This window comes from Vibrio sp. ES.051 (assembly GCF_002563795.1).
Taxonomy (GTDB): Bacteria; Pseudomonadota; Gammaproteobacteria; order Enterobacterales; family Vibrionaceae; genus Vibrio.
The window spans coordinates 1249527-1271788 of sequence record NZ_PDJL01000004.1; the positions used below are offsets into that span (position 1 = coordinate 1249527).

Genomic DNA, 22262 nt, shown 5'->3' on the forward strand with positions numbered 1-22262 from the left:
ACGGATAAAATGAAAAAGTTAAGCCTAAGTCTATTGGGAAGTGCGGCGCTAATACTTGTATCGCCAATAACCCAAGCTCAAGAGTACATGTTCACGTACTCAAAGCTATACACTCAGCTCAAAAATAATACTAAAGAAGGCCACGAGGACGTTAAAGTGGGTGTGTTTTTTGTCGACTCACAAACCCAACAGATCTGTACGATCGAAAAAGCGTGGATGGAAAAAGAAGAGCACTATGAAGAACTTGTAATTCCGGCTTCACAAGAACTTCCTTTACCCGTTGACAAGAACCTTAAATCAGCGAATCCGTTGGTTTTTGTGGATACCCCAACAGGTACACGTTGTGATTATTCTCTTGTTGTGATGACGAAAGAACCGTTACTGGGTAATGTATCGTACGAGCAGCTTTCTTCTATCATGCCTCAAATGCAGACAATGCTGGAAGACCTCGGAGGTATGTTCGCTGATTGGTTTACTCCTGAAGTCCAAGGCGTAACGATGGAATTTGCAAATAGACTCAACGCGAAAGTGATTTTCTCTGATGGAACTGAAAAACCGATAGTAAATGGTAAAATACAAGTGGCTTTAAGTGAAATTGGTGTAGGTGGGATGATGACATTACCAGAACCTACAATGAGAGTTCTGCCTTACTTACCAGATGCGAAGCAATAAACTTTCTTTCGTATGGTGAGAGCTGCTTTTTCGCAGCTCTTTTTGTATCTAACTACTAAATGATACTTAACAACACACTTCTGTTTGTTCAATATATTTTTATTACCTAACTATCAAGCAAGCATTTAATCCTGTTGTAAAAGCTCGTATAATCCACGCCCCAAAGAAACCACGTTAGGAAGTCCTACCGTCGATTTATCGGCGATTTGAGAGCCCGCAATGAACCAAAAAGATCCAAGAAAAGAAACCCTTGAATTCAACAAACTTCAAAAGCGTCTGAGAAGAAATGTTGGGAATGCCATTACTGATTACAACATGATCGAAGAAGGTGATGTGGTCATGGCATGTATAAGTGGTGGTAAAGATTCATTTGCGATGCTTGATATCCTATTGAATCTTCAAAAAGCCGCTCCAATTAAGTTTGAAGTTGTTGCCGTTAACCTTGACCAAAAACAACCAGGGTTCCCAGAACATATTTTGCCCGATTACTTTGAAACGTTGAACATTCCTTACTACATCGTCGATAAGGACACCTATTCAGTCGTCAAAGAGAAGGTGCCAGAAGGTAAAACCACTTGTGGTCTGTGTTCACGCCTACGTCGTGGTACGCTTTATTCGTTCGCAGAAAAGATTGGTGCAACTAAATTAGCACTCGGTCACCACATGGATGACATCGTAGAGACCATGTTTTTAAATATGTTCCACGGCTCTCGCTTAAAAGCAATGCCCCCAAAGTTACGTTCTGATGATGGCCGCAACGTGGTTATTCGTCCTCTGACTTATTGTCGTGAAAAAGATCTGATCAAATACGCAGAACATAAAGATTTCCCAATCATTCCTTGTAACCTCTGTGGATCACAAGAAAACTTACAGCGTCAATCGATTAAGGCTATGTTAATTGAATGGGACAAGAAGACACCAGGTCGTGTTGAGGCGATTTTCAAGTCAATTCAAAATGTAAGTCCAAGCCAATTAGCAGATCGTGACTTGTTCGATTTTGTAAACTTACCATTGGATCGTGACGGTGAGCGTGAAGAGTATCAGTTCAATGAAGCTGTTGTTTCTTCAACGAACATTGATGAGTCAATGTTTATCGACGTGACTAATATCTAACGATAAGCTTCAACAAAAAAGGAGGCCGAATGGGCTCCTTTAACTGCTAAATCTTAAAAAAGCCCCTCAATAGTTAGTTGCTCTTTAATTATTGGGGGATTTTTATGAATATTAGGCTTGTGCTAATTGGTTAGGTTGCAGTATTAGGGTCTAGCGGACTAATGTAGCCCTTTGGTTTCAATGCTAAAACGTCACAATTGATTTTATCAATGACATGTTCTGCGGTGTTACCAATAAAGACAGCAGACAGACCTGTTCGCCCCGTTGTTCCTAAAATAACCATTGCCGCATTTAAGCGCTCAGCCGCCGCAGGGATGATATCTTCTGGCAGTCCTTGCTCGACAATGGTTTGCTCTTCATCTAAGCCGTGTTTTTGGCGTAAAGCCTTCATTGCCGTTAAGTGATGTCCACGGACTGCGTCAGTGTAAGTTGTTGGATCAAACTCGGGTAACTCTATTGTGATGTTTGCCGGAGTTACAGGATATGCATTAACAAGATATGGCTCGGCATAAAGTCGGCTAGTCATCTCTTTTAATCGTTCTACCATCGCGTCATTGAGATCAATGTGAGTTGAGTTTTCCGATCCCACATGAACAGAAGCAAGAATATTCGCGTGTTCAGGCCAATCTGCATTTTTAATCAGAAGCACTGGGATAGGGCATTTGCGTAATAAGTGCCAGTCTGTTGGCGTGAAAATCACGGACTCAAGAACGTCGTGCTTACGCGTCCCTTTGATGACGAGGTCGTGATGGCCAGCATAAACTTCAGCAATAATTGCTTCGTAAGGGCGGTTGTGCCATACAACGCACACATCAAAGTCGAAGCTATCATTTAGATACGGTTGAGCAATCTTACGCATCCACTGTTCACGTTGATGGATAACCCCTCGACGCATAGCATCTCTCTCATCGATAGACAGCATTGACGTCATATCGTACGAGAAATCGTAAATGGATAAAAAGAAAGTGATTCGGCTTCTGGATACACTTTTTTGAGCCAATTGGACGGCTCTTGCAAGTGCTGGTTGCTCATCACTATTGATGTCAGCAACAACAAGAATCTTACTGTATATGCTCATAGCTAAGCCCATTTATATTGCAAAACCAACTACTGAATATAAATCAAATCAGTATTTTGGGGTACTCACTGTACATTCTTACTGTAGCTTAGTTTGGGGAAATTTTAGAGGACTTTTGCAGGGAATTTATAAGAAATATGATGTGGCTCATTTTCGAGCCACATCAATAAATAGCGTTACTTATTCTTTGGTTACACCAGCTAATTCCATTAATGAGTCATGGTCTAAGATAGTGATATATTTACCTTTTACACTTAAAATCTCGGACTTCTGGAAACGGCCTAACAGTCGGCTAATGGTTTCTACCGTTAAGCCTAGATAATTACCGATATCACCACGAGTCATGGTTAAGCGAAATTCTCGAGGGCTAAAGCCACGCTGAGAAAAACGAGTGGATAAGTTATAGAGGAAAGCGGCGAGACGTTCTTCGGCATTCTTCTTAGAAAGAAGCAGAATCATTTCTTGGTCACCTTTAATCTCATTACTCATCAAGCGCATAATTTGCTGACGCAGCTTAGGCATTTTTCCTGATAAGTCATCTAGGATCTCATAGGGAATTTCACATACCATCGACGTTTCAAGTGCTTGAGCAAAGCTAGGGTGGGAGTCCCCAGTAATAGCGTCGAAGCCGACTAGGTCACCAGCTAAGTGAAACGCTGTGATTTGCTCATCGCCTTGCTCTGTAATCGTATAACTCTTAATGGTACCTGAGCGAATAGCGTACAGAGATTTAAGCTCATCTCCAGCTTTAAAAAGCTCTTGTCCTTTTTGGATAGGCTTTTTACGCTCGATGATTTGGTCCAACTGGTCAAGTTCAGACTCATTCAGAGTGAATGGGATACACAGCTGACTAATGCTACAATCTTGGCAATGAATCGCGCAACCGCCTGATTGGACACGCTTTGTTGCAGGTTTTTCAGAAATCATAACAACCTTTCACTATTTGATATACATCAATATTTTAGCATCGCTTAATCCCAAAGGATAGCAAAAATATCGCTTCTAAAGCGTTTCACGTTATATGAAACCGAGTAACTCCATGGCCCCTACCGCGGTGTAAAAGCCGTAGCCAATGAGGATTAATGCAGAAATATTTCGAAATATTAACGACTTTTGTAATTTCTGGAAATAACTCGCACCGAAGCCAATCGCAAGCATAGCTGGAAGGGTACCGAGGCCAAAAGCCAGCATGATTAAGCCGCCGTCAGTAGCACTTCCAGAGACTGCCGACCATGTAAGTGCAGAGTATACTAATCCACATGGTAGCCATCCCCAGATAAAGCCGAACGGTAATGCATGAAAAGGATGTTGTAATGGCAACAAATTTTTGCCTGCAGGAGAAATAAACTTCCATATATACTGGCCAGCTTTCTCGATAATCAGTAAACCTTGCCACCACTTAGCAATATAAAGTGCAACCATAATCATAAATAGGGCAGCAACAAATCGTAACCAAGCCAGAGACTGGGTAAGTCCGCTGAGTTCAGACAAACTAGAGATGGTGCCGCCTACTAGCCCGCCGATTAAGACGTAACTGGCCAGCCGACCCATGTTGTAAAATAGAGGAATAAGAGAAGAGAACTTACTTTTTGGGGCACCCATGGAGAGCAATGACGCGATACCGCCACACATTCCCATGCAATGACCAGCACCAACGAGGCCAACCATCAAAGCACCGATGAAATCAGGATTCATATAATCTGGCTATCTTTTAGTATTATCAGGTTTTTCTTCTTCATCGAGCAAAATGTTATGTCCTTGTCGCTCAAGATCTTCAAACTGATCACTTCGTACCGCCCAAATAAAGACAGCTCCAGCAACGCAGACAAGAATAATCGCGATAGGAATTAAAATATAAAGGCTTTCCATATTTGCTTTCTCTACTTATTTCTCTTTGAGTAGGCGCAAAGAGTTGGATACGACGATAATTGAGCTTGCAGACATGCCGACTACTGCAACATAGGGAGCGACCAAACCAGTAACCGCTAAAGGCAAAATTAACAGGTTGTAACCCAAAGACCAAGCCAAGTTTTCTCGAATAATCTTTCTTGTACGTAGTGCAAGCAAGCGTGCCTCTAGTAGCTTTTCGAGATTATCCCCAAGTAACGTCATATCAGCAGAAGCTTTAGCGACATCTGTACCACCGCCCATTGCCACAGAAAGGTGAGCACCGGCTAGAGTAGGTGCATCGTTGATACCGTCTCCAACCATCATCGTGATGCTGTCTTTATCTAGGCTCTTAAGAAACGCGAGTTTGTCTTCTGGTTTTGCTGACGCAACGACGTGAGCGATACCAATTTCATTCGCCACAGGTCGGGCGTTTGAGAGAGAGTCACCTGTTAGCAGTGTTGTCTTAATTCCTGCGTCAGCGAAACGTTGAATAAAGGCCTTACTTTCTTTTCGGATTGGGTCGCGGTAGTAAAAGCTAGCGACATGCTCTCCATCAACTGAAAGATAAACCGCATGACTTTCATCACTTTCTTTGCCTTGAACAAAAGCAGCACTGCCTATCTTAACGATTTTGCCATTCCATATTCCCTCAATCCCTGAACCAATCACGTTTTGTACTTCAGACACGACAAAGTCATCATTGACGTAACTTGCAAAAGAACGAGCGATAGGATGGTTAGCATGGGCTTCTAATGCTGCGGCTAGAGATAGACAATCTTCTTTTGGAAGATCACTCAGCACTTTTGTATCACAGATCTCAATATCGCCTTTCGTTAGAGTACCTGTTTTATCTACAACTAAGTGATTGATCTTACATAAGGTTTCAAAGACATGGCCTTTTCGCAGTAAAATGCCAAAGTTCCCCATACGGGATGCTGCGCATGTTAAAGCCGTAGGTGTTGCCAAGGAAAGAGCACAAGGACAGGTCGCGACGAGAACAGATAACATAATCCAGAATGCATCATCTGGTTTTGTCTGATGCCAATAAAGCCAAGTCCCTGCAGAAATGATTAGAATAGCTCCTACAAAGTAGCGCGCAACAACGTCTGCAATCTCAGCGATTTTTGGCTTGGAATGTTGGGCTTCATCCTGTAGGCGTACAATGTTGGAAATCATCGAATCAGCTTTAGAGCTCATGACTTCAAGCTCAAAGGATTCATCACCATTGAGTGTTCCTGCGTAAACCGCATCTCCCTCTCTTTTGACCACATGGACTGATTCACCAGTTAACATGGATTCATCAATATGAATTCGACCGGAAAGGACGTGACCATCCGCGGGAATATGCTCTCCCGGAAGAACGCGAATTCGATCGCCAACTTTTAATGTTTTAACTGGGATTTGCTCTCCGTCTAACGTTGTCGCGATAGCTGGAATTAGCTTTAATAGGTTTCCACTTGCCGCCGCTGCTTTACGTCGAGCGCGCATTTCTAAAAATCGGCCAACTAAAAGGAAGAAGGTGAACATGGAAATTGATTCAAAGAATACTTCGCCTTGCTCTGTAACGGTAGCAAATAAACTGGCAACGTAAGCAAAAATTAAGGCAACAGAGACAGGTACATCCATACCCAAAGTTCTGCCTTTTATGCTGCGCCAAGCGTTTAAGTAAAAGGGCATAGCAGAATAGAGCAGAACAGGCGTGGCAAATATCAAGCTTACCCAACGAAAGTAGTTTTTAAACTCAGGCTCTAAATCGCCAAATACTTCGAGATATAAAGCGACGGCAAGCATCATTACTTGCATCGTAGCCAGACCCGCAATACCTAATCGGTAGAGGTATTGCTTCATCATACGATGATAAGACGCTTCTTGCTTATCGGCTTCAAATGGTGCGGCTTTATAACCAAGCTTATGGATCACCGAGAGTAACTCACTTAGTCGAACTTGAGTTTTATCCCAAGCAAGCAATGCGCGGTTTGTTGTCGTATTCACACGAATCGAAACAAGACCTTCCACACTCGAAACTTGCTTCTCAATCAACCAAGCACAGGCAGCACAGGATACTCCGTCCAAAGAGAGGGTCACTTCCGAGGTGTTGTCTCGATTACGAACAAACTCTGATTGCAAGTCTTCATTATCGTAATGAATAAGCGCTTGAAGTTGCTCTGGGACTAAGTCCGCTTTTTCTGCGGGTGCCGTGCGGTACTGGTAATAAGAGGTGAGACCACTGTCTACGATAGTCTGCGCGACGGTCTCACAGCCAGGGCAACACATGTCCCGTGTTTCACCGAGTATCTCAACTTTAAAATCCGTGTTTTCTGGTACATCGTCACCACAGTGATAACAGGATTTACACATAGACTTTACTTACTTCATTAATGGTGTTGAGACGGCCGGGAATTCGACTTTACCTTGGATCATCCATTGTCTGTCATGGGGCTGAAGCTCTATAAACCACGGGCCTTGGATAGACTCTTTTGCGGTGAGTCGGTAGTTACCTGAAGCATCTGCCGTCACCAGCTTTGTAAAGTCTCGGTTTGGAAGGGTGCGATGGGTAAATGTTGCATTTAGAGCAGGGTAGTGAGTCAGCTTACCCTTGGAGAAAGCGATCACCACGTCGTTATTTTCTGAAAAGATATTAGCGTTAAGACCGAGGTCACGAGCAACATTCATTTTGCTAATGTCAATGTTGATACCTTTGCCTTTTTTATAGTAATCCTCGGCAACGAGAGAAACGGAATTATTCGAAAATACGATCACAGTAACCACCGTCCATACTACAACAGTAAGAGGAAGAATGATTAGGAACCACGGCCAAAATTGTTTATACCAAGGCTTTACCATAAAAATGTTCTCAACAGCTAAATGAAAAAATGTAAGGTTCTAAATCTAAAGGAAAGACAGCCCCTTGCATAGGGGCTGGTATTTATTGATATGTTACTGATTCTCGGAGTTACTTAAACTCCAGACATAAGAGGCAACGAGCTGAACTTTATCCTCACCTAAAATGTCTTGCCACGCAGGCATAACACCAGAACGACCATTCATTACCGTTTCAGTTACGGCTGCACGTGAATCACCAAATAGCCAATTCTGATCTGTTAAGTCAGGGGCACCTACTGCTGGGTTACCTTTACCGTCCGTACCGTGACAAGCTGCACACACGACAAAGCGCGATTTACCTGCCGCTGCTTCACGTGCGTTCACTTTACGGCCAGAAAGGCTCAGTGTGTAACTTACAACTTCGCGCACACCTTGCTCACCAAGCGCATCTTTCCACGCAGGCATTTGACCAACTCGGCCATCCATAATGGTAGTGACGATGGCTGTTGGCTCACCGCCATATAGCCAAGCATCGTCAGTCAGATTAGGGAACCCTTTTTGACCACGAGCATCAGAGCCGTGACACTGAGAACAGTTTTGTAAGAACAGACGCTGACCAACCTTCAAAGCTTCTGGATCTTGCGCAATTTCAGGTATTGAGCGCAATCCATCATCATTATGGGCAAGCTTACGGAATGCTTCGCCAAAGTAGGCCTCTGCGTCATCCAGTTCCTTTGCGTATTGGTTTAATTGCTTGTTCTCTTGTGCTTGAGCGATCGCTTCTTTTGACTCTTCCAGTGAACGTACTGTTTGAGCCGAACTTTGCCAGTTCAAGAAACCTTTGAAGTTTCCTAAGCCTGGAAATAGAGCGAGGTATACCGCTGCAAACACAAACGTGCTCACGAAAAGGTAGGTCCACCATTTTGGTAGAGGGTTGTTTAGCTCGCGAATACCATCGTACTCGTGGCCCATGTCATCCCCTTCCTCGACGCCCATTTTATCTTTAGCGCACCAAGTCAGGAGGATCGCACAGCCCACTAACGTACCGACAGTAATCACGATAATCCAGAGACTCCAGAATGTAGTCATTACTTCTTCACTCCTTGGTTATTTGGGGTCGTTTGTTCTTCGTCAGCAAATACCAAGTTGGCATCTTCCTCAAAACGTGCTTTACGTTTTTTACCGAATGCCCACCATACAATGCCGATAAAACTAGCAAAGAGCACAACGGTATAAATGCTATGAATTGTACCGAAATCCATATTACCCCCTTACTTCATTGCATGACCAAGAGACTGAAGATAAGCGATGATTGCATCCATCTCTGTTTTACCTTCTACTTCTTTAGCCGCATTCGCGATCTGTTCATCTTTGTATGGGACGCCGAATTGGTCGCGGAACACCTCAAGTTTCTTCTGCGTCAGCTTGCCATCTAGTACGTTTTCAGCCAACCAAGGGAAACCTGGCATGTTTGATTCTGGTACGAGTTCTCGTGGATCAAGCAGGTGAACGCGGTGCCATTCATCAGAATAACGACCACCAACACGAGCTAAATCCGGACCTGTACGTTTAGAGCCCCACAGGAATGGGTGTTCCCAAACACTTTCACCCGCTACCGAGTAATGACCGTAACGCTCCGTTTCTGAACGGAAAGGGCGAACCATTTGGCTGTGACATACGTTACAACCTTCACGGATGTAGATATCACGACCTTCCATTTCCAGAGGAGTGTAGACACGTAAATTCTCTACGCTCTCTGTTGTTTGCTTTTGGAAAATCAGCGGAGTGATTTCTACTAGCGCACCCCAACTGATAGCAAAAACAATAAAAATAGCCAACAAACCGACATTACGTTCTAGAATTTCATGGCGATTATTAGAATTATTACTCATTCTTAAATCTCCTTATGCCGGATGCGGAATAGCTTTTAGGCTTTCTTTAGGTGCACTTACTGTCTTGTACGTGTTGTATGCCATTAGGAACATACCAGATAGGAAGATGAAACCACCCAAAAAACGCACAAAGTAGAACGGGTAAGATGCTTCTACAGACTCAACAAAGCTATAAGTTAACGTGCCGTCAGAGTTAACCGCGCGCCACATCAGACCTTGCATTACACCAGAGATCCACATCGCAACAATGTAAAGCACAGTACCAATTGTCGCTAACCAGAAATGTACGTTAACTAGACCTACTGAATACATGCGTCCTTGACCAAATAGGCGAGGAACTAAGTGATATACAGAGCCGATAGAAACCATCGCAACCCAACCTAACGCACCAGAGTGTACATGACCAATGGTCCAGTCTGTGTAATGAGAAAGTGCGTTAACCGTCTTAATCGACATCATTGGGCCTTCAAAGGTAGACATTCCATAGAATGACAATGAAACAATTAGGAAGCGTAAGATAGGGTCATAACGAAGCTTATGCCACGCACCAGACAGCGTCATAATACCGTTGATCATGCCACCCCAAGACGGAGCAAATAAAACTAACGACATCACCATACCTAGAGACTGAGTCCAGTCTGGTAGTGCAGTGTAATGAAGGTGGTGAGGGCCAGCCCAAATGTATAATGAGATCAATGCCCAAAAGTGAACGATAGATAAGCGGTAAGAATAAACAGGACGTTCAGCTTGCTTAGGAACGAAGTAGTACATCATACCTAGGAAACCAGCGGTGAGTAGGAAACCGACCGCGTTGTGTCCATACCACCATTGAACCATTGCATCCACAGCGCCAGAGTAAATCGAGTAAGACTTACCAAGGGAAACAGGGATAGCCATACTGTTCACGATGTGAAGTACTGCAACCGTGATAATAAAGGCGCCGAAGAACCAGTTTGCCACATAAATATGTGACGTATTTCGTTTCACCAGAGTGCCGAAGAACACCACCGCATAAGATACCCACACTAACGCAATTGCGATATCAATAGGCCATTCTAGCTCAGCATATTCTTTTCCCGATGTTAAACCGAGAGGCAAAGTAATGGCGGCTGCCAGGATGATTGCTTGCCAACCCCAAAAGGTGAAGGCAACGAGTGGGCCACCAAAAAGACGTGTTTGGCATGTACGCTGTACAACGTAATAAGACGTTGCGAACAGAGCACTTGTACCAAACGCAAAAATTACCGCATTAGTATGCAGCGGACGTAAACGACTGTACGTCAACCACGGCGTATCAAAGTTTAGCTGTGGCCAAACTAATTGAGCGGCAATCAAAACACCAACAGCCATACCAACTATGCCCCATAAAATGGTCACAAGGGTAAATTGGCGAACGACTGTATAGTTGTAGTTTTGTTCAAGCTGCTTTACTTGGCTCATTTGCATGCTTCCAATTTCTAATTAACTACACTTTACTTTCAACACGACTTGCGTCGTAACACCACCCAAGTAAACTCAAGAATTTAAGTGTTATCATCACCTTATTTCTATTGCTGACTTTGATAAAAAGTGGCATTTTCAGCATGGCACTATACTTGAATTAACAATTCAATGACAGGGTAGTAACCTTACAGGGCCTCTGGAAATCATTTTTTATTTAAAAAGTTTGAAGTTTGTAACAAGGATATTAGTAATTATGCCGGCACAAAAGTTAACAAAGGCGCGACTTGCACAAATCTTAATCATGCTCAGTGTTTTAATCGGAGCCTTTTTCTGGCGGACCTTTACACACGAGACCATCAATACCATTGACTGTTCACAAAAAGAGCGATGTGATGTAACAATTGGAGAAGAAAAAATCACGATTAATCGTGATTCATCAGGTATTTCGATCGAAACGATAAAAAGTAGCACTCTGAAAGTTGATCAAAATCAATCTGGTGAATATGTTGTTCTTCGCGAAACCGACCAACATATTAAATGGGGTTCTATTTCGGAATCTAATAAAATCAGCTTTAAAAAAGACAAAAACATTATTGTCGTTCAGCTCTAAATCAGAACTGCTACGAGATAATTGTAACTTTTTGATGAAATACATACCTTCTTACTTAATGAAATTTGATCGGAATGGTATAACAACAGCGTGATATTCAATTATAAAAGCGTATGCATTGCCAAACAGTTTTTACTCATATCATCGATGAACATTTAGCTATCGAAAAACTTCGTTCTGAATTGACTCAGGCAAGCTTGTCGTATGTCTTGCTTTACTACACAGAAGAGTATGATTTTAAGTCCATTCGTGAAGCTTTTCTCAAGTATTTTCCTAGAGTACCTTTCCATGGCGCAAGCTCTTGCCAAGCCGTTATGACGGAGGAGGGGTTTCACTCAGGCCCCGTTATTGCGGCGTTTGCTATTTATGATTCAGAGTCACATGCTTATGGTACGGGGATTTCCAAAGACAACATAAGTGACAGCGTCTCTTTTGCGTTGGATATGGCGCTTAAGAGTGCAGGTCGAATCGGCGAAGTACCGAACTTGATCCTTCTCCATGCAACTCCAGGTCAAGAAGAGTCAATTATAGAAGCTATTGATGAGAGGTTTGGCACGCTTATTCCTATTATCGGCGGCTCTGCTGCAGATAATAACATTGAAGGTAAATGGTCAGTTATCACTGCTCAAGGTCATCAAACATCGGGCATTAGCGTCACTCTTTTTTACTCTTCCCAGCCTGTCGATATCGCTTTCAGCGCAGGGCACATACCTACAAATATCAAAGGGATAGCAACCAAAACTAATGATAGATGCTTACTTGAGATTGACCATCACCCAGCGTTAGATATTTATAGAAAGTGGACCAGTCATCAAGATAATCAGACAAATCAAGATGACCTTTTATTTACTAACTCCAGCGCATACCCGCTAGGTCGTGTGGCAGGTTACCTTTATGAACGACCATACTACAAATTATCCCATCCTATTCGCGAGACCCATGATGGTGGAATCGAACTCTTTACAAGAATAGAAGAGGGAGAAGAACTGACTCTAATGAAAGGGAGCCGTGATCACTTAGTAGCGCGTCCCGCCAAAGTTGTAAATGCAGCCTTCAATCAAAAGTTAGAAGAATCTCGAAAAATAGGTGTGATAAGCATCTTCTGCGCAGGCCCTATGTTGCACTTAATGCAAGACATAAATAGCGTCTGCGAACAAATTAATCAGGAACTAGAACACTTACCTTTTATTTGCCCGTTTACCTTTGGTGAGCAAGGGAGATTCATTGGTGGTGAAAATGGACACGGAAACTTGATGATATCATCAGCAATCTTCCATAGACCTTATGAAAGATAAATACATCGATATATTTCAACAGGAAGCGTTGCAAGAGGCGTTAGTCGATCTCAAGCAGGCTAGGCAAAGAGAGCGGTTACTTGTGGAAGAGAATAAAGCGATTCTCTCTGCAATATCTGCGATGAGCAAAGCCAAAAATATTAATGAGATATTTACCGAATTAACCAACGTTTTTAAGAAGTACATCAGTTTCGACGACTTTATTGTACTTACACGTGATGGTGAACACTATCCATTCAAAACCTTAATAACGACGAATAGCGTGTTTGACTCGGTTAATTGGTTACAAGGTGACGTAATGGATAGGGCTCTAAATGGTGAGTGTATCTTGCTATTTGAGCCAACAAAAATAGATGAGTTTGCTAATTTAAATAGCTTCGTCAAAAGCCACGTCAATTCAGTTGTTTTAACAGGTCTTCGCTCTGAAGTAACACAAACTGTTATCTTATTGGTCTGTGCTCAGAAAGGGCACTTCAGTATCGAACAAAAAGAAACGCTTAGGCGATTTAGACCCTTAATCGAACGCGCTGTCATCGATATTGAAACTAAAGAAAGGTTACAGCGTATCGTCGAGGTGAGGACAACTCAGCTTGCTAAGGCAAGAGAAGAGGCCGTGTTCGCTAATCGTTCCAAATCTGAGTTTTTAGCAATGATGAGCCATGAAATACGTACCCCTCTAAACTCTGTGCTTGGAATGTTCGATATATTAAGGCAATCAACGTTATCAGAAGAGCAAATTGACGCACTTAGCCAAATGGAATGCTCAGCAGAATTACTTCTGGCGATAATAAGTGACATACTCGATTTATCCAAAATTGAGTCAGGCAGTTTCCAGTTAAATGAACAGTGGATAAGCTTAAAAGACACTGTCACTTTTGTTGTGTCTCAACAAAAACAAATGGCCAAGAAAAAGAACCTTCACTTTGAATTTCACTACACCGTTTCACACGATAAACAATTTTGGATTGATTCAACAAGACTCTCTCAAATCCTTTTTAACTTGATTGGTAACGCGATTAAATTTACCGATTTTGGCACGGTGAACATTTCTGTTTCTGAGCAAGATGACGAGCTCATTGTAACCATTTCGGATACTGGTATTGGTATTTCTAAAACGAAATTAGAATATCTGTTCACGGCGTTTTATCAGGGTGACAGATCAATAACCAGACGTTTCGGTGGGACAGGATTAGGCCTAGCAATAACAAAACACCTTGTCGAGATGATGCGAGGAACAATACAAGTTGAGAGTGAAGAAAGTGTAGGCTCTACATTCACGATAACAGTTCCTGTTCTAACTAGGAATAATCAGTGTCGTCCCGTTAAAATAGAGCCTAACCAACCAAATAAAGCAATGGATCTTCTTGTGGTAGAAGATACCGAGTCCAACCAGTTGGTCATAAAGTTGATCTTAAGTAAGCTTGGTCATAACGTACATATTGCAAACCATGGCGAAGAAGCATTAACGTTCTTAGAAGAAAACAGCAATTTGGTTGATATTATTTTTATGGATGTATCTATGCCGGTAATGGATGGTATTACTGCAACAAAGTTAATTCGTGAAAAAGGAATTCAGGTTCCAATCATTGCGTTAACGGCACATGCTTTAGAAAGTGACCGCGATAAATGTTTAGAAGCAGGAATGAACAACTTCATTTCAAAGCCAGTTCGAAGGCAAGATATCTTCAACGCAATACAGTCTTGTGAATAGCATTAATATAGCTCTTAACAATCGATAGATTATTAAGAGCTATATTAAGTATTTTATGGTAAATAACGATTATGTTTAATTGCTTTTCGGATCACAGAGCGGAGGGGGTTAAGCTAGGTGTGTTAAGTGAAACTCATTTGTCCATAATTTAACATAATATACATAATGCGAACTTGAGTTGCTCTAAATTGGTGAGTGAAAACACTCCGTAAAGCATTGAAATACTTGGTAATCCTAGCCCGTTAAACTTTTTTGCAATCTTCGCCCAAGCTTGTTGAGCTTCATAGGTTTTCGCTTTATCAGCAGCTAGGTATACCAATACTGATTCTATATCGGCTCCCACTTCTTTCGCTAGAAAAAGCACTTCTTTTTCAGTTAGATAGCGTTGTCCATTTCTTATATTTGATAGTTTTTGAGTGCTTATCCCTAAGTCGTGAGCGATTTGCTTGTCTTGCACATAATTCTTCGCTGATTTATATGCGTCTAGCAATTGGTTTATGTACATTTTTAAATCCTCATTAATGCGCTTGCTTTTTCATTCTAGCTTAACATCATGCAAATTCGGGTATTTACACTATGCAAAACTGCATGTTTAATAATATGCATATTAGCATATTAGACCGCCTCGCTTGGGGCGTTTGCCCTTGACGCTTTCGCGCTTGGCTTTGGCGGTCACTCTCTCAACTGGTCAAGGTGGTTGTTATGTCTCGTTCAATGTTCGTGCTCTGTCAAGATTGTTTGAAAGTGTCCATTTATTCTGATGCTCGTCATAACGAAGATGAACTATGCAGTTGTGGTGGTCAATTCTGTGGCTGTTCATTCTGTAATGCTGAGGCTAAGCAGATTGTCGCCGATGACAAGAATCATGTTTTACATGGCCTTTCTGATTCGACACTTTTTGAGTTGAGCGAGGCTTAATCATGGATTCCATTTATTTTGACAATGAACCCCAAATCGGAATCAATGCCTATTTTCCTTGGGGTCACCACTTCTTTAAAAATCAGTCAGATTTCAATCTGTTTCTGAATATTCATTACGGTAATGACGAATACCAACTGATTGAAATCACTGACGAAAACTATAACGAACTGCTCTTAAAGGGGGTCTTTCATGCAATCTAAAGATGAAGTACGCCCTGTTAAAATTGACCACTTAGCATTTACGTTCAATTACGGTGATTTGCGTCACCTCGATAAGTCTAGCGACCAAGATTTTGTCAATTTGCAGCTTCCTGAGTTTCGTCAACCTGCCGCTGGTACTCCTGAGGCGATTGAGGGTGCTATGCAGCGACACAAAGATAAAGTTCGTAAAGTCCTTTCGCATCGCTTTGATGAATTCATGTTTAAAATTTTTGGCTTTCGTTTGTCGCCTATGCGTGGTCGTGGTTTGCATGGTTATCAAGATTCGATGGTGATTCTAGATTCAACAGGGACAGTTGAATGCGGTCTGGTCGGTATTGGTGGTAACAATGATACGGTTTTTGTCCAGATTAACGGCTCTGGTTGTACCAAGCTTTTTGATTACACCACAAACAAAAAATTGCACTACTGGTTATCGACGGTGCTCGGTGTTACTCGCCTCGCCCGTCTTGATTTAGCGGTGGACGATTACACGGGTATTTTTGATTGTTGTTACGCTGAAATGTGTTTCTACAATGGTGCTTTTCGCACTTCCAATCGTGGTCGTGGCCCTTCTATGGTGCCGCACAAGCGGATTACTCAAAGCGGTGAATTGTTGGAAGAAGCCACTATTGTTGGTTCTCGTTCTTCATTGGTTTATTGGCGTGTTTACAACAAGAAATTAGAGCAAAAAATCACTGACCCTGAGGTGATTTGGTATCGAAATGAAGTTGAGCTTAAAAAGTGCGATGTGGATATGCTCGCCTCTCCTGCTTCGGCTTTTGCTGGCCTGTGTGATTTTGCTGCCAGCATTGAACCTGCTGAACCTGTCAAATTTTCTCAAAACAAGAAAGCGCAAGGTTTGGAATTCTTTTCACGTATCGCTTGGGCTCGTCGCCAGTGCGGTAAAGCGTTATCTGAAGTTATCGCCATGACTGAAGGTGACTTGGGGGAAGCGTTCGGAATGCTTATCCCTGAAAAATATCGACGTATTAATTTTAACGAGCTTGGCGTTCCTGATGCTTACGCTCATCTCAAATCATTAACTTTAGAGAGTCAAGATTATGCCAGTAATTACTGCCGTGGTTATTAAAAAGTTCCCGAAATCGGGAATGGAATTTGCGGAATTATCCGTTCTTCGCACTGTCGAGCAAGTGGATGTTGAAAAATTCAAGCAACGCGGAATCGGTTTGAACACTGATATTCCTTACAACAAACAACCTATTCGAATTAATTTGCAATACGCAGAAAAGCTTATTGATTCAAAAGCCTTCGTTCCCAATCGTGAGTATGAAATTCGTTTCGGCTCTAACATTGACGACCCGTTAGATATCCAAGCGGTGGAAATTGTGCCTGTTGATGAAGAAATCAAAAAGCATTTTCAAGCGAGCTTTAAGTAATTATGACTTTGACGGTTTGCGCGGAAATCTTAACTGATGGTTCGATAAAGGCGTTTCCTTATGAGCCATTAGCTAACTGTACGTTTGTGATTGTGAGTAATGATGATTACAACCTGATTTCCAGCCGTTCAAACCTTCAATTTGATATTGATGCAGCATTTTATGCAGAAATAACAGGCTATTTGCTGCTGTCTTTTGTGTCCGGTCATGTGCTCGGGCGAATCGTTAAGGGGCTTGGTAAAGCCTAATTTTAAAACTATTGGAGTTAATATCATGAAAAAATTATCTGTTCTTTTGGCTACTGCGGTAGCGTCTGGCTCTACTTTCGCGGCTGACCATTCAGCGGCTATCGGCACGGCGGTTACTGAAGGTCAAGCAAACTATACGCTAGTTGTTGTTGGTCTGATTGGCCTCGCGGCTATCGGCTTCGGTCTTCGTATGATGATTGGTGCGATGCGCTCGTAATTACTATGCAAGAAACACTAACCGCTATTCTCACCTTGCTTTTCGCTCTCTCGATGTTTGGTGGGTTTGTCGGGGGTTTTAAGTCTGGTGTTAACGCCTCCTAGTGGGGCGTTATTTTTATAAGGTATACAAATGAGTATTAAACAAAGCATTGCGTTACTGGTTGTTCTTATGAGTGTTTCGTTTAGTGCTTCTGCTAAATTGGTTCAGGTTAAGAACGTTGCTTACGTCACTCGTCTTTCGGGTTGTCCTGTGTCTATTGGTCAGGTTATGGATGACTCGTATCTTTTTGACTGCCCTGTGGGTAAAAAAGACCCATCTGGTCGTTACATTATTAGAAGTACTTCCACTTCTGGCTCTTGGGTGAGTTATCACTACGGTATTTCTTCGCGTAAGCAGTGGGTTAACTACGCTGCTATTGATAGTTGTCCTGATGGTACTCAGTTAAATCCTGAGACTGGTTTATGTGAGGAGCCACCGCCTCCCCCTTTCTGTAGTCGTCCTGACACGATAAGTCAGATGAACCAATATGAGTCTAACTGTCTTGCTGATGGTGGCTCTCCAACAATTATTTGTAATGACCAAGTTGACCCGCCTGACTTTCGAATGTCTTGCGATATTGCTCCACCTCCACCCGAGGGGTGTGAGCCGGGTTCCCCTTCATTTCCTGCATGCTTGGACGATGAAAACAAATGTGATGAAAATCATCCTGATTGGAATCCAGAATACGGAATGTGTTGTACGCCAGAAAATAATTGGTGTGACGTTCCTCCACCTGAGTCTTGTACCATCTTTTCCCCAAATTGGCCGGAGTGTTCGGGTGATACTGATATCGACCCTCCAACGGGTGGCGATTTAGGCGACCCTGATAAACCATCTGGCGGTGGCGGTGGTGGCTCTACTGACCCTGATAAACCTGAGCCGGATGTTGATAATACTAGTGACACTCTAGCGGCTATTAAGGCGATGAATAAGGATGTTAACTCTCAGTTAACTGGTATCAATAACGACATGAACAAAAACCAAGCTGAAACAAAATCAGCTCTGGATGCTCTCAAGGCTTCTGTTGATTTAAATACCGATACGGTTGTCGATAATGCAAACCATGTGGCTAACGCCATTAAAGGACAGTCAGATATGTTGTCTGGCATTGGTAATCAAACCAACGGCTTGCTTACGTCTGCAAACAATCTTTTAAACAACGGCTTTGGTCAGCTATCCAATGACCTTGGCGACTTGGAATCAACCAACCAAAAGGGCTTTGGTGATGTGGTCGATGCTATTGAGGGGTTAGGTAAACCTATGGTTGATGGTGGCAGTGGTGGTGCTGTTGTTCCCCTTTATTCAGCTACCCAATTACACAACTTAAACGCTGAAATTACTGTCCTTAAAAATGAGTATAAGGATTTGCTAAACCAGTACCGCGCCTACTTCAATTTTACGTCTGATGTTAACGGCGGTGATTACAACGCTCATAACATCGAACTCACGGTTCGCGGAAATGTAGTCCGTCAACAGAATGCAGTTATGGCAGCGTTACAGGATAACGCAGGAATCATCGGGGCGGTGGTTTTGTTTGTATTTGGCTTGTTAGGGATAAGATCAATCGGAGGGGCTTTCTAATGTATGAGTTTTTTCAATACATCACCAATATGGGTGAGACCATTCTTAACTATTTCAGTAATGCAGGTAGCTATTTTGATGCGGCTTTTGTGTGGCTCCAAGCATGGTGGATAAAAATGAAATTCATGGTGATGATTGAGTTTTTGCGTATCTCTTATTTGGTGGCGACAACATTATTGGATGAGATTGGTTTTAGCTCCCTATTCTCTGATTTGTTTAACTTGCTCCCCTCTGAGCTTCGTTACTGGGGGATATTATTTAAAGTGCCTGATGGGATGGCTATTTATGCCAATTGCGCCACTACTGCACTTGTAATGAGAATGTCGAGGTAACAACAATGGCAATTAGTATTAGAACGGGTGGCAATGGCTCTTATAAGTCCGCTTACACGGCATGGTTTGTTATTCTCCCTGCTCTCAAGGCTGGTCGTGTGGTTGTGACCAACTTTGAGGGTATGCAGCCCTTAGAAGAAATTGAAAAGCGCTTGAATATTAAATTCCCTTCATCTGCTAAGTTGATTCGTATTTTCTCGCGCTCTGAAATTGGTATTGAACTCTGGCAGCATTTCTTCTGTTGGTGCCCTCTTAACGCTCTCATTGTTATTGATGAGTGTCAGGATATCTTTTCTAAAAACATCGGCTTCGATGGTCGAAAAATTAAATACCGCCCTTTAGAAGAATTTCTTCCAAACCTACCTAAAGGCTATAAGGAGTTTTTCGATTCTCGCCACGTTCCTGTCGATTTGAGTACGTTGCAATCGTGTGAGATAGACGATTTAGGCGTGGCTGAGTACGACGAAAATGGTCGCATAATCTACCCGTTAGCTTATAACGAGGGCTTTATGCGTCATCGAAAATACAACTGGGATATTGAGTTGCTCTCTCCCGACTGGCAGCAGATAGATAGCTCAATCAAGGCGTGTGCTGAGCAAGCTTTCTTTCACAAAAATAGGGATGGTTTTTTCTTTGCTAAGCGTAAACCGTGGATATACAAACACCCTACCAATGTGACTAAACCAGTTATTCCGCAAAAGAAAGACGCAAACCTATTCCCTCAAAAAATCCCCTTGGAAGCGCACCTACTTTATAAGTCTACGGGTACGGGTGCGGCTACTAAATCAGGTGGCTTGAATACGCTGTTTCGCTCTCCGAAATTCTTTCTAGCCTTGTTCTTAATGATTGCTTGTCCGGTGTATTTTATTTATGGCGCTATGGATTTACTTACTGAAGATGAAAGTCAGGTTTCAACAGATGAACTTGAGACGAAAACTAACAGCCAAAATTTGGAATCTGTTCCGGCTGGACGGGCTTCGACGTCTGTTCAAGGGGATTCTGTTTTACCTAGCGGTGGGACTGTTAATTCGAGTAGTCAGCAAGGCGGCTCTCCTTTTGTTCCTGTAACGGATGTACTTTATTTTGATGGTCTTCAAACTGCTTATCTGTCGGGTTTTCATAAGAAAACCATTATTCGCGAGAAAAACGGGATTGATTTGAAAACGACGGTGTTTGACGTCGTTATTAATGCTTATACCGATGATGGGCTGTATTCATTAAATAAGCGTTATTTAAAGGCGGTTGATGTTGATTTTGAACTGTTAGACGAATGCTTAATGGTACTTAAACAAGGTGAGTTAAAAACTTTGATAACTTGCGAACCTAGTGATGGTCGGGGTGATAACTCAGAATCTAATGATACTGATATGGCTAGCATTGGGGCGTTGCGTTCTGATGCGATGAGTGAAAATTCTTTTATAATGTGAGGTTTTTAAAATGGAAAGTATTGTCATAACACCTAAAGACTTTTTAGATTTAACAGAATTATTTTTCTGGTTTATTTTTGCGGGTACGTTTACGGCGCAGGTATATTTACGGCGTTACTGGTTTGGGATTTGATTCGTTTTGGTATTTCTGCTTTGTTTAAGTTGCCCCGCAGGGATAAGGAGTTGCGGAGCGACGACGGGGCACCAAGCCGCCCACTTAACTAAAGATAGCCTCCCCACTTAATCGGCGCGGTCAGTAGCCTAATCTAATTGGGTTCTGACACCCTCCTTCCTGCTAGACCATTTAAAACGTTCAGGGCACTCCCAAGTTTCGGCTCTATCTCATCTTTCTCATAGTTCTCTAAATCAATCGAGTGTCGAGATTGATTTTTCTTTGGTGGTTGCCCGACAATAAGCGACGACGACGAAAACTGAGGAGGAGAAGCGCAGCGGAGGGCAAACCCCCGTTCTGTATTACGGGGGTAAATTCCACGGAACTATCAACTCTCTCCGTGTATCTGCAAGTGTAACGCGCCAGTGTTTGAGCGTTAGCGAGTTTTGCTATCATATTGCGAACCGGTATTCCTGGAACAAAACTATTTTTGCTATCATTAACCCATTTTTTACCTGGCTCGATCGATTAAAAATGCTATCATTACTTGTCCAGGCAAATTCTGCAGAAAGGGAAAATGATGGCTATTACAATTCGAGATACAGAAAAGCATGAGGAAATGCTATCCACCTTGTCTTCATTGACACGTCAATCAACAAAATCAAAAGCTCTTATCGAAGGTGGTTATACTGCTATAAGGTATGAACAGATGTATAAAGATGAAAAGGAAAGAAGAGAGCGTCTACAGCGTGAACTTTATGATTTGCGTAGTAAAGTTAACAGGTACGTTTCAGCTTTTAGCGCGCTCTCTGAAATTGAATAAAGGGGCTTAGTGCCCTTTTTTTATTTTCATTAGTGCTCTGACGTATTTCATGATCTCTTTTGCGATCATCAAATCAGGTTCTGCCCCTAGTTCAAGTAGTGCTATTCCCGTTAGTATTTGTTGCGCTGTAACAAATTGCCCCGTTGGTAGTTCTAATGTGTTTTTATGCATTTTGAAAAGCTCCCAGTCCTCGGAGGTGGCTAGTTCCCTCCCACTGGTCATTCTCATCAATCGTTTACACTCTGGCGGTATGCTCTGCCCCTTGTCCCATTTCTTGACAGTTGTCACACTTTTAAAACAAAGTTTTGCCGTCTCTTCTATGCTTAATCCGCATTCGAATTCACGAAAAATGTAATTCTTGTTCATTTTTCGAAAGTTTGTCATATACGCCTCGTTTATTAAACGAATTGGTATATAACGTAAGTTGATGATTAT

27 protein-coding genes are annotated in these 22262 nt (G+C 42.4%); 15 read left to right on the forward strand and 12 right to left on the reverse strand.

Annotated features, from left to right (window positions below; genetic code table 11):
• Positions 1-9: 9 nt before the first annotated feature.
• Positions 10-672, forward strand: a complete 663-nt coding sequence (locus ATG66_RS12205; protein ID WP_098415553.1) for a DUF2987 domain-containing protein — start codon at positions 10-12, stop codon at positions 670-672.
• Positions 673-891: 219 nt separating this feature from the next.
• Positions 892-1785: a tRNA 2-thiocytidine(32) synthetase TtcA gene (ttcA, locus tag ATG66_RS12210; protein WP_098415554.1), complete on the forward strand. Its 894-nt coding sequence runs from the start codon at positions 892-894 to the stop codon at positions 1783-1785.
• Between the two features lie 130 nt (positions 1786-1915).
• On the opposite strand, the gene uspE is transcribed toward ttcA, so the two are convergent.
• The 10 genes from uspE to ccoN all read right to left on the reverse strand — a co-directional run bounded on the left by uspE (position 1916) and on the right by ccoN (position 10908).
• On the reverse strand, positions 1916-2863 hold the full coding sequence (gene uspE, locus ATG66_RS12215; protein ID WP_098415913.1) for a universal stress protein UspE: 948 nt from the start codon (positions 2861-2863) through the stop codon (positions 1916-1918).
• Between the two features lie 180 nt (positions 2864-3043).
• Positions 3044-3790, reverse strand: a complete 747-nt coding sequence (locus ATG66_RS12220; protein WP_098415555.1) for an FNR family transcription factor — start codon at positions 3788-3790, stop codon at positions 3044-3046.
• 90 nt (positions 3791-3880) lie between these two features.
• Entirely contained in the window at positions 3881-4558 is a 678-nt protein-coding gene (locus ATG66_RS12225; RefSeq protein ID WP_098415556.1) for a sulfite exporter TauE/SafE family protein, read from the reverse strand.
• A gap of 9 nt (positions 4559-4567) precedes the next feature.
• Positions 4568-4732: a cbb3-type cytochrome oxidase assembly protein CcoS gene (gene ccoS / locus ATG66_RS12230; RefSeq protein WP_098415557.1), complete on the reverse strand. Its 165-nt coding sequence runs from the start codon at positions 4730-4732 to the stop codon at positions 4568-4570.
• A 15-nt stretch (positions 4733-4747) separates the two neighbouring features.
• Positions 4748-7111: a heavy metal translocating P-type ATPase gene (locus ATG66_RS12235; RefSeq protein ID WP_098415558.1), complete on the reverse strand. Its 2364-nt coding sequence runs from the start codon at positions 7109-7111 to the stop codon at positions 4748-4750.
• A gap of 9 nt (positions 7112-7120) precedes the next feature.
• Positions 7121-7597 (reverse strand): FixH family protein, encoded by a 477-nt coding sequence (locus ATG66_RS12240; protein ID WP_098415559.1) that lies wholly within the window; start codon positions 7595-7597, stop codon positions 7121-7123.
• Between the two features lie 93 nt (positions 7598-7690).
• Positions 7691-8665: a cytochrome-c oxidase, cbb3-type subunit III gene (gene ccoP, locus ATG66_RS12245; RefSeq protein ID WP_098415560.1), complete on the reverse strand. Its 975-nt coding sequence runs from the start codon at positions 8663-8665 to the stop codon at positions 7691-7693.
• Positions 8665-8838: a cbb3-type cytochrome oxidase subunit 3 gene (locus ATG66_RS12250; RefSeq protein WP_005429887.1), complete on the reverse strand. Its 174-nt coding sequence runs from the start codon at positions 8836-8838 to the stop codon at positions 8665-8667. The genes ccoP and ATG66_RS12250 overlap by 1 nt, the downstream gene beginning before the upstream one ends.
• Before the next feature lie 9 nt (positions 8839-8847).
• Positions 8848-9468 carry a cytochrome-c oxidase, cbb3-type subunit II gene (gene ccoO / locus ATG66_RS12255; RefSeq protein ID WP_098415561.1) on the reverse strand — a complete coding sequence of 207 codons (621 nt, stop codon included), beginning with the start codon at positions 9466-9468 and terminating at the stop codon, positions 8848-8850.
• A 12-nt stretch (positions 9469-9480) separates the two neighbouring features.
• Entirely contained in the window at positions 9481-10908 is a 1428-nt protein-coding gene (ccoN, locus tag ATG66_RS12260; RefSeq protein WP_179885651.1) for a cytochrome-c oxidase, cbb3-type subunit I, read from the reverse strand.
• 256 nt (positions 10909-11164) lie between these two features.
• Between ccoN and ATG66_RS12265 the strand changes: the two genes are divergently transcribed.
• From ATG66_RS12265 to ATG66_RS12275, 3 genes are all read left to right on the forward strand, one after another.
• Entirely contained in the window at positions 11165-11521 is a 357-nt protein-coding gene (locus ATG66_RS12265) for a hypothetical protein (protein WP_098415563.1), read from the forward strand.
• 113 nt (positions 11522-11634) lie between these two features.
• Entirely contained in the window at positions 11635-12816 is a 1182-nt protein-coding gene (locus tag ATG66_RS12270) for an FIST signal transduction protein (protein ID WP_098415564.1), read from the forward strand.
• Entirely contained in the window at positions 12806-14527 is a 1722-nt protein-coding gene (locus ATG66_RS12275) for an ATP-binding protein (RefSeq protein ID WP_098415565.1), read from the forward strand. The genes ATG66_RS12270 and ATG66_RS12275 overlap by 11 nt, the downstream gene beginning before the upstream one ends.
• Positions 14528-14675: 148 nt before the next feature.
• On the opposite strand, the gene ATG66_RS12280 is transcribed toward ATG66_RS12275, so the two are convergent.
• Positions 14676-15032, reverse strand: a complete 357-nt coding sequence (locus tag ATG66_RS12280; RefSeq protein WP_098415566.1) for a DUF3693 domain-containing protein — start codon at positions 15030-15032, stop codon at positions 14676-14678.
• A 197-nt stretch (positions 15033-15229) separates the two neighbouring features.
• On the opposite strand from ATG66_RS12280, the gene ATG66_RS12285 reads away from it, so the two are divergent.
• The 10 genes from ATG66_RS12285 (at position 15230) to ATG66_RS12330 (ending at position 21827) form a co-directional block, all read left to right on the forward strand.
• The gene (locus ATG66_RS12285; RefSeq protein ID WP_098415567.1) at positions 15230-15445 is read left to right on the forward strand and encodes a hypothetical protein; all 216 of its coding nucleotides are present in this window, start codon (positions 15230-15232) and stop codon (positions 15443-15445) included.
• A gap of 2 nt (positions 15446-15447) precedes the next feature.
• A complete protein-coding gene (locus ATG66_RS12290; protein ID WP_098415568.1) occupies positions 15448-15648 on the forward strand; it encodes a hypothetical protein in 201 nt (66 codons plus the stop codon).
• Positions 15638-16738: a replication initiation factor domain-containing protein gene (locus ATG66_RS12295; RefSeq protein WP_098415569.1), complete on the forward strand. Its 1101-nt coding sequence runs from the start codon at positions 15638-15640 to the stop codon at positions 16736-16738. The genes ATG66_RS12290 and ATG66_RS12295 overlap by 11 nt, the downstream gene beginning before the upstream one ends.
• Positions 16710-17045: a DUF1293 family protein gene (locus tag ATG66_RS12300; protein ID WP_098415570.1), complete on the forward strand. Its 336-nt coding sequence runs from the start codon at positions 16710-16712 to the stop codon at positions 17043-17045. Before ATG66_RS12295 ends, ATG66_RS12300 begins: the two co-directional genes overlap by 29 nt.
• 2 nt (positions 17046-17047) lie before the next feature.
• Entirely contained in the window at positions 17048-17293 is a 246-nt protein-coding gene (locus tag ATG66_RS12305; protein ID WP_098415571.1) for a hypothetical protein, read from the forward strand.
• Between the two features lie 25 nt (positions 17294-17318).
• Positions 17319-17510 carry a hypothetical protein gene (locus ATG66_RS12310; RefSeq protein WP_031812170.1) on the forward strand — a complete coding sequence of 64 codons (192 nt, stop codon included), beginning with the start codon at positions 17319-17321 and terminating at the stop codon, positions 17508-17510.
• Between the two features lie 132 nt (positions 17511-17642).
• On the forward strand, positions 17643-19133 hold the full coding sequence (locus ATG66_RS12315; protein ID WP_098415572.1) for a chemotaxis protein: 1491 nt from the start codon (positions 17643-17645) through the stop codon (positions 19131-19133).
• Complete coding sequence (locus ATG66_RS12320) at positions 19133-19465, forward strand: DUF2523 family protein (protein ID WP_005376274.1); 333 nt, start codon at positions 19133-19135, stop codon at positions 19463-19465. The genes ATG66_RS12315 and ATG66_RS12320 overlap by 1 nt, the downstream gene beginning before the upstream one ends.
• 5 nt (positions 19466-19470) lie before the next feature.
• Complete coding sequence (locus tag ATG66_RS12325; RefSeq protein ID WP_098415573.1) at positions 19471-20892, forward strand: zonular occludens toxin domain-containing protein; 1422 nt, start codon at positions 19471-19473, stop codon at positions 20890-20892.
• A 692-nt stretch (positions 20893-21584) separates the two neighbouring features.
• Positions 21585-21827, forward strand: a complete 243-nt coding sequence (locus ATG66_RS12330) for a hypothetical protein (protein WP_098415574.1) — start codon at positions 21585-21587, stop codon at positions 21825-21827.
• Between the two features lie 6 nt (positions 21828-21833).
• On the opposite strand, the gene ATG66_RS12335 is transcribed toward ATG66_RS12330, so the two are convergent.
• On the reverse strand, positions 21834-22211 hold the full coding sequence (locus ATG66_RS12335; protein ID WP_098415575.1) for a phage protein: 378 nt from the start codon (positions 22209-22211) through the stop codon (positions 21834-21836).
• Positions 22212-22262 lie beyond the last annotated feature (51 nt).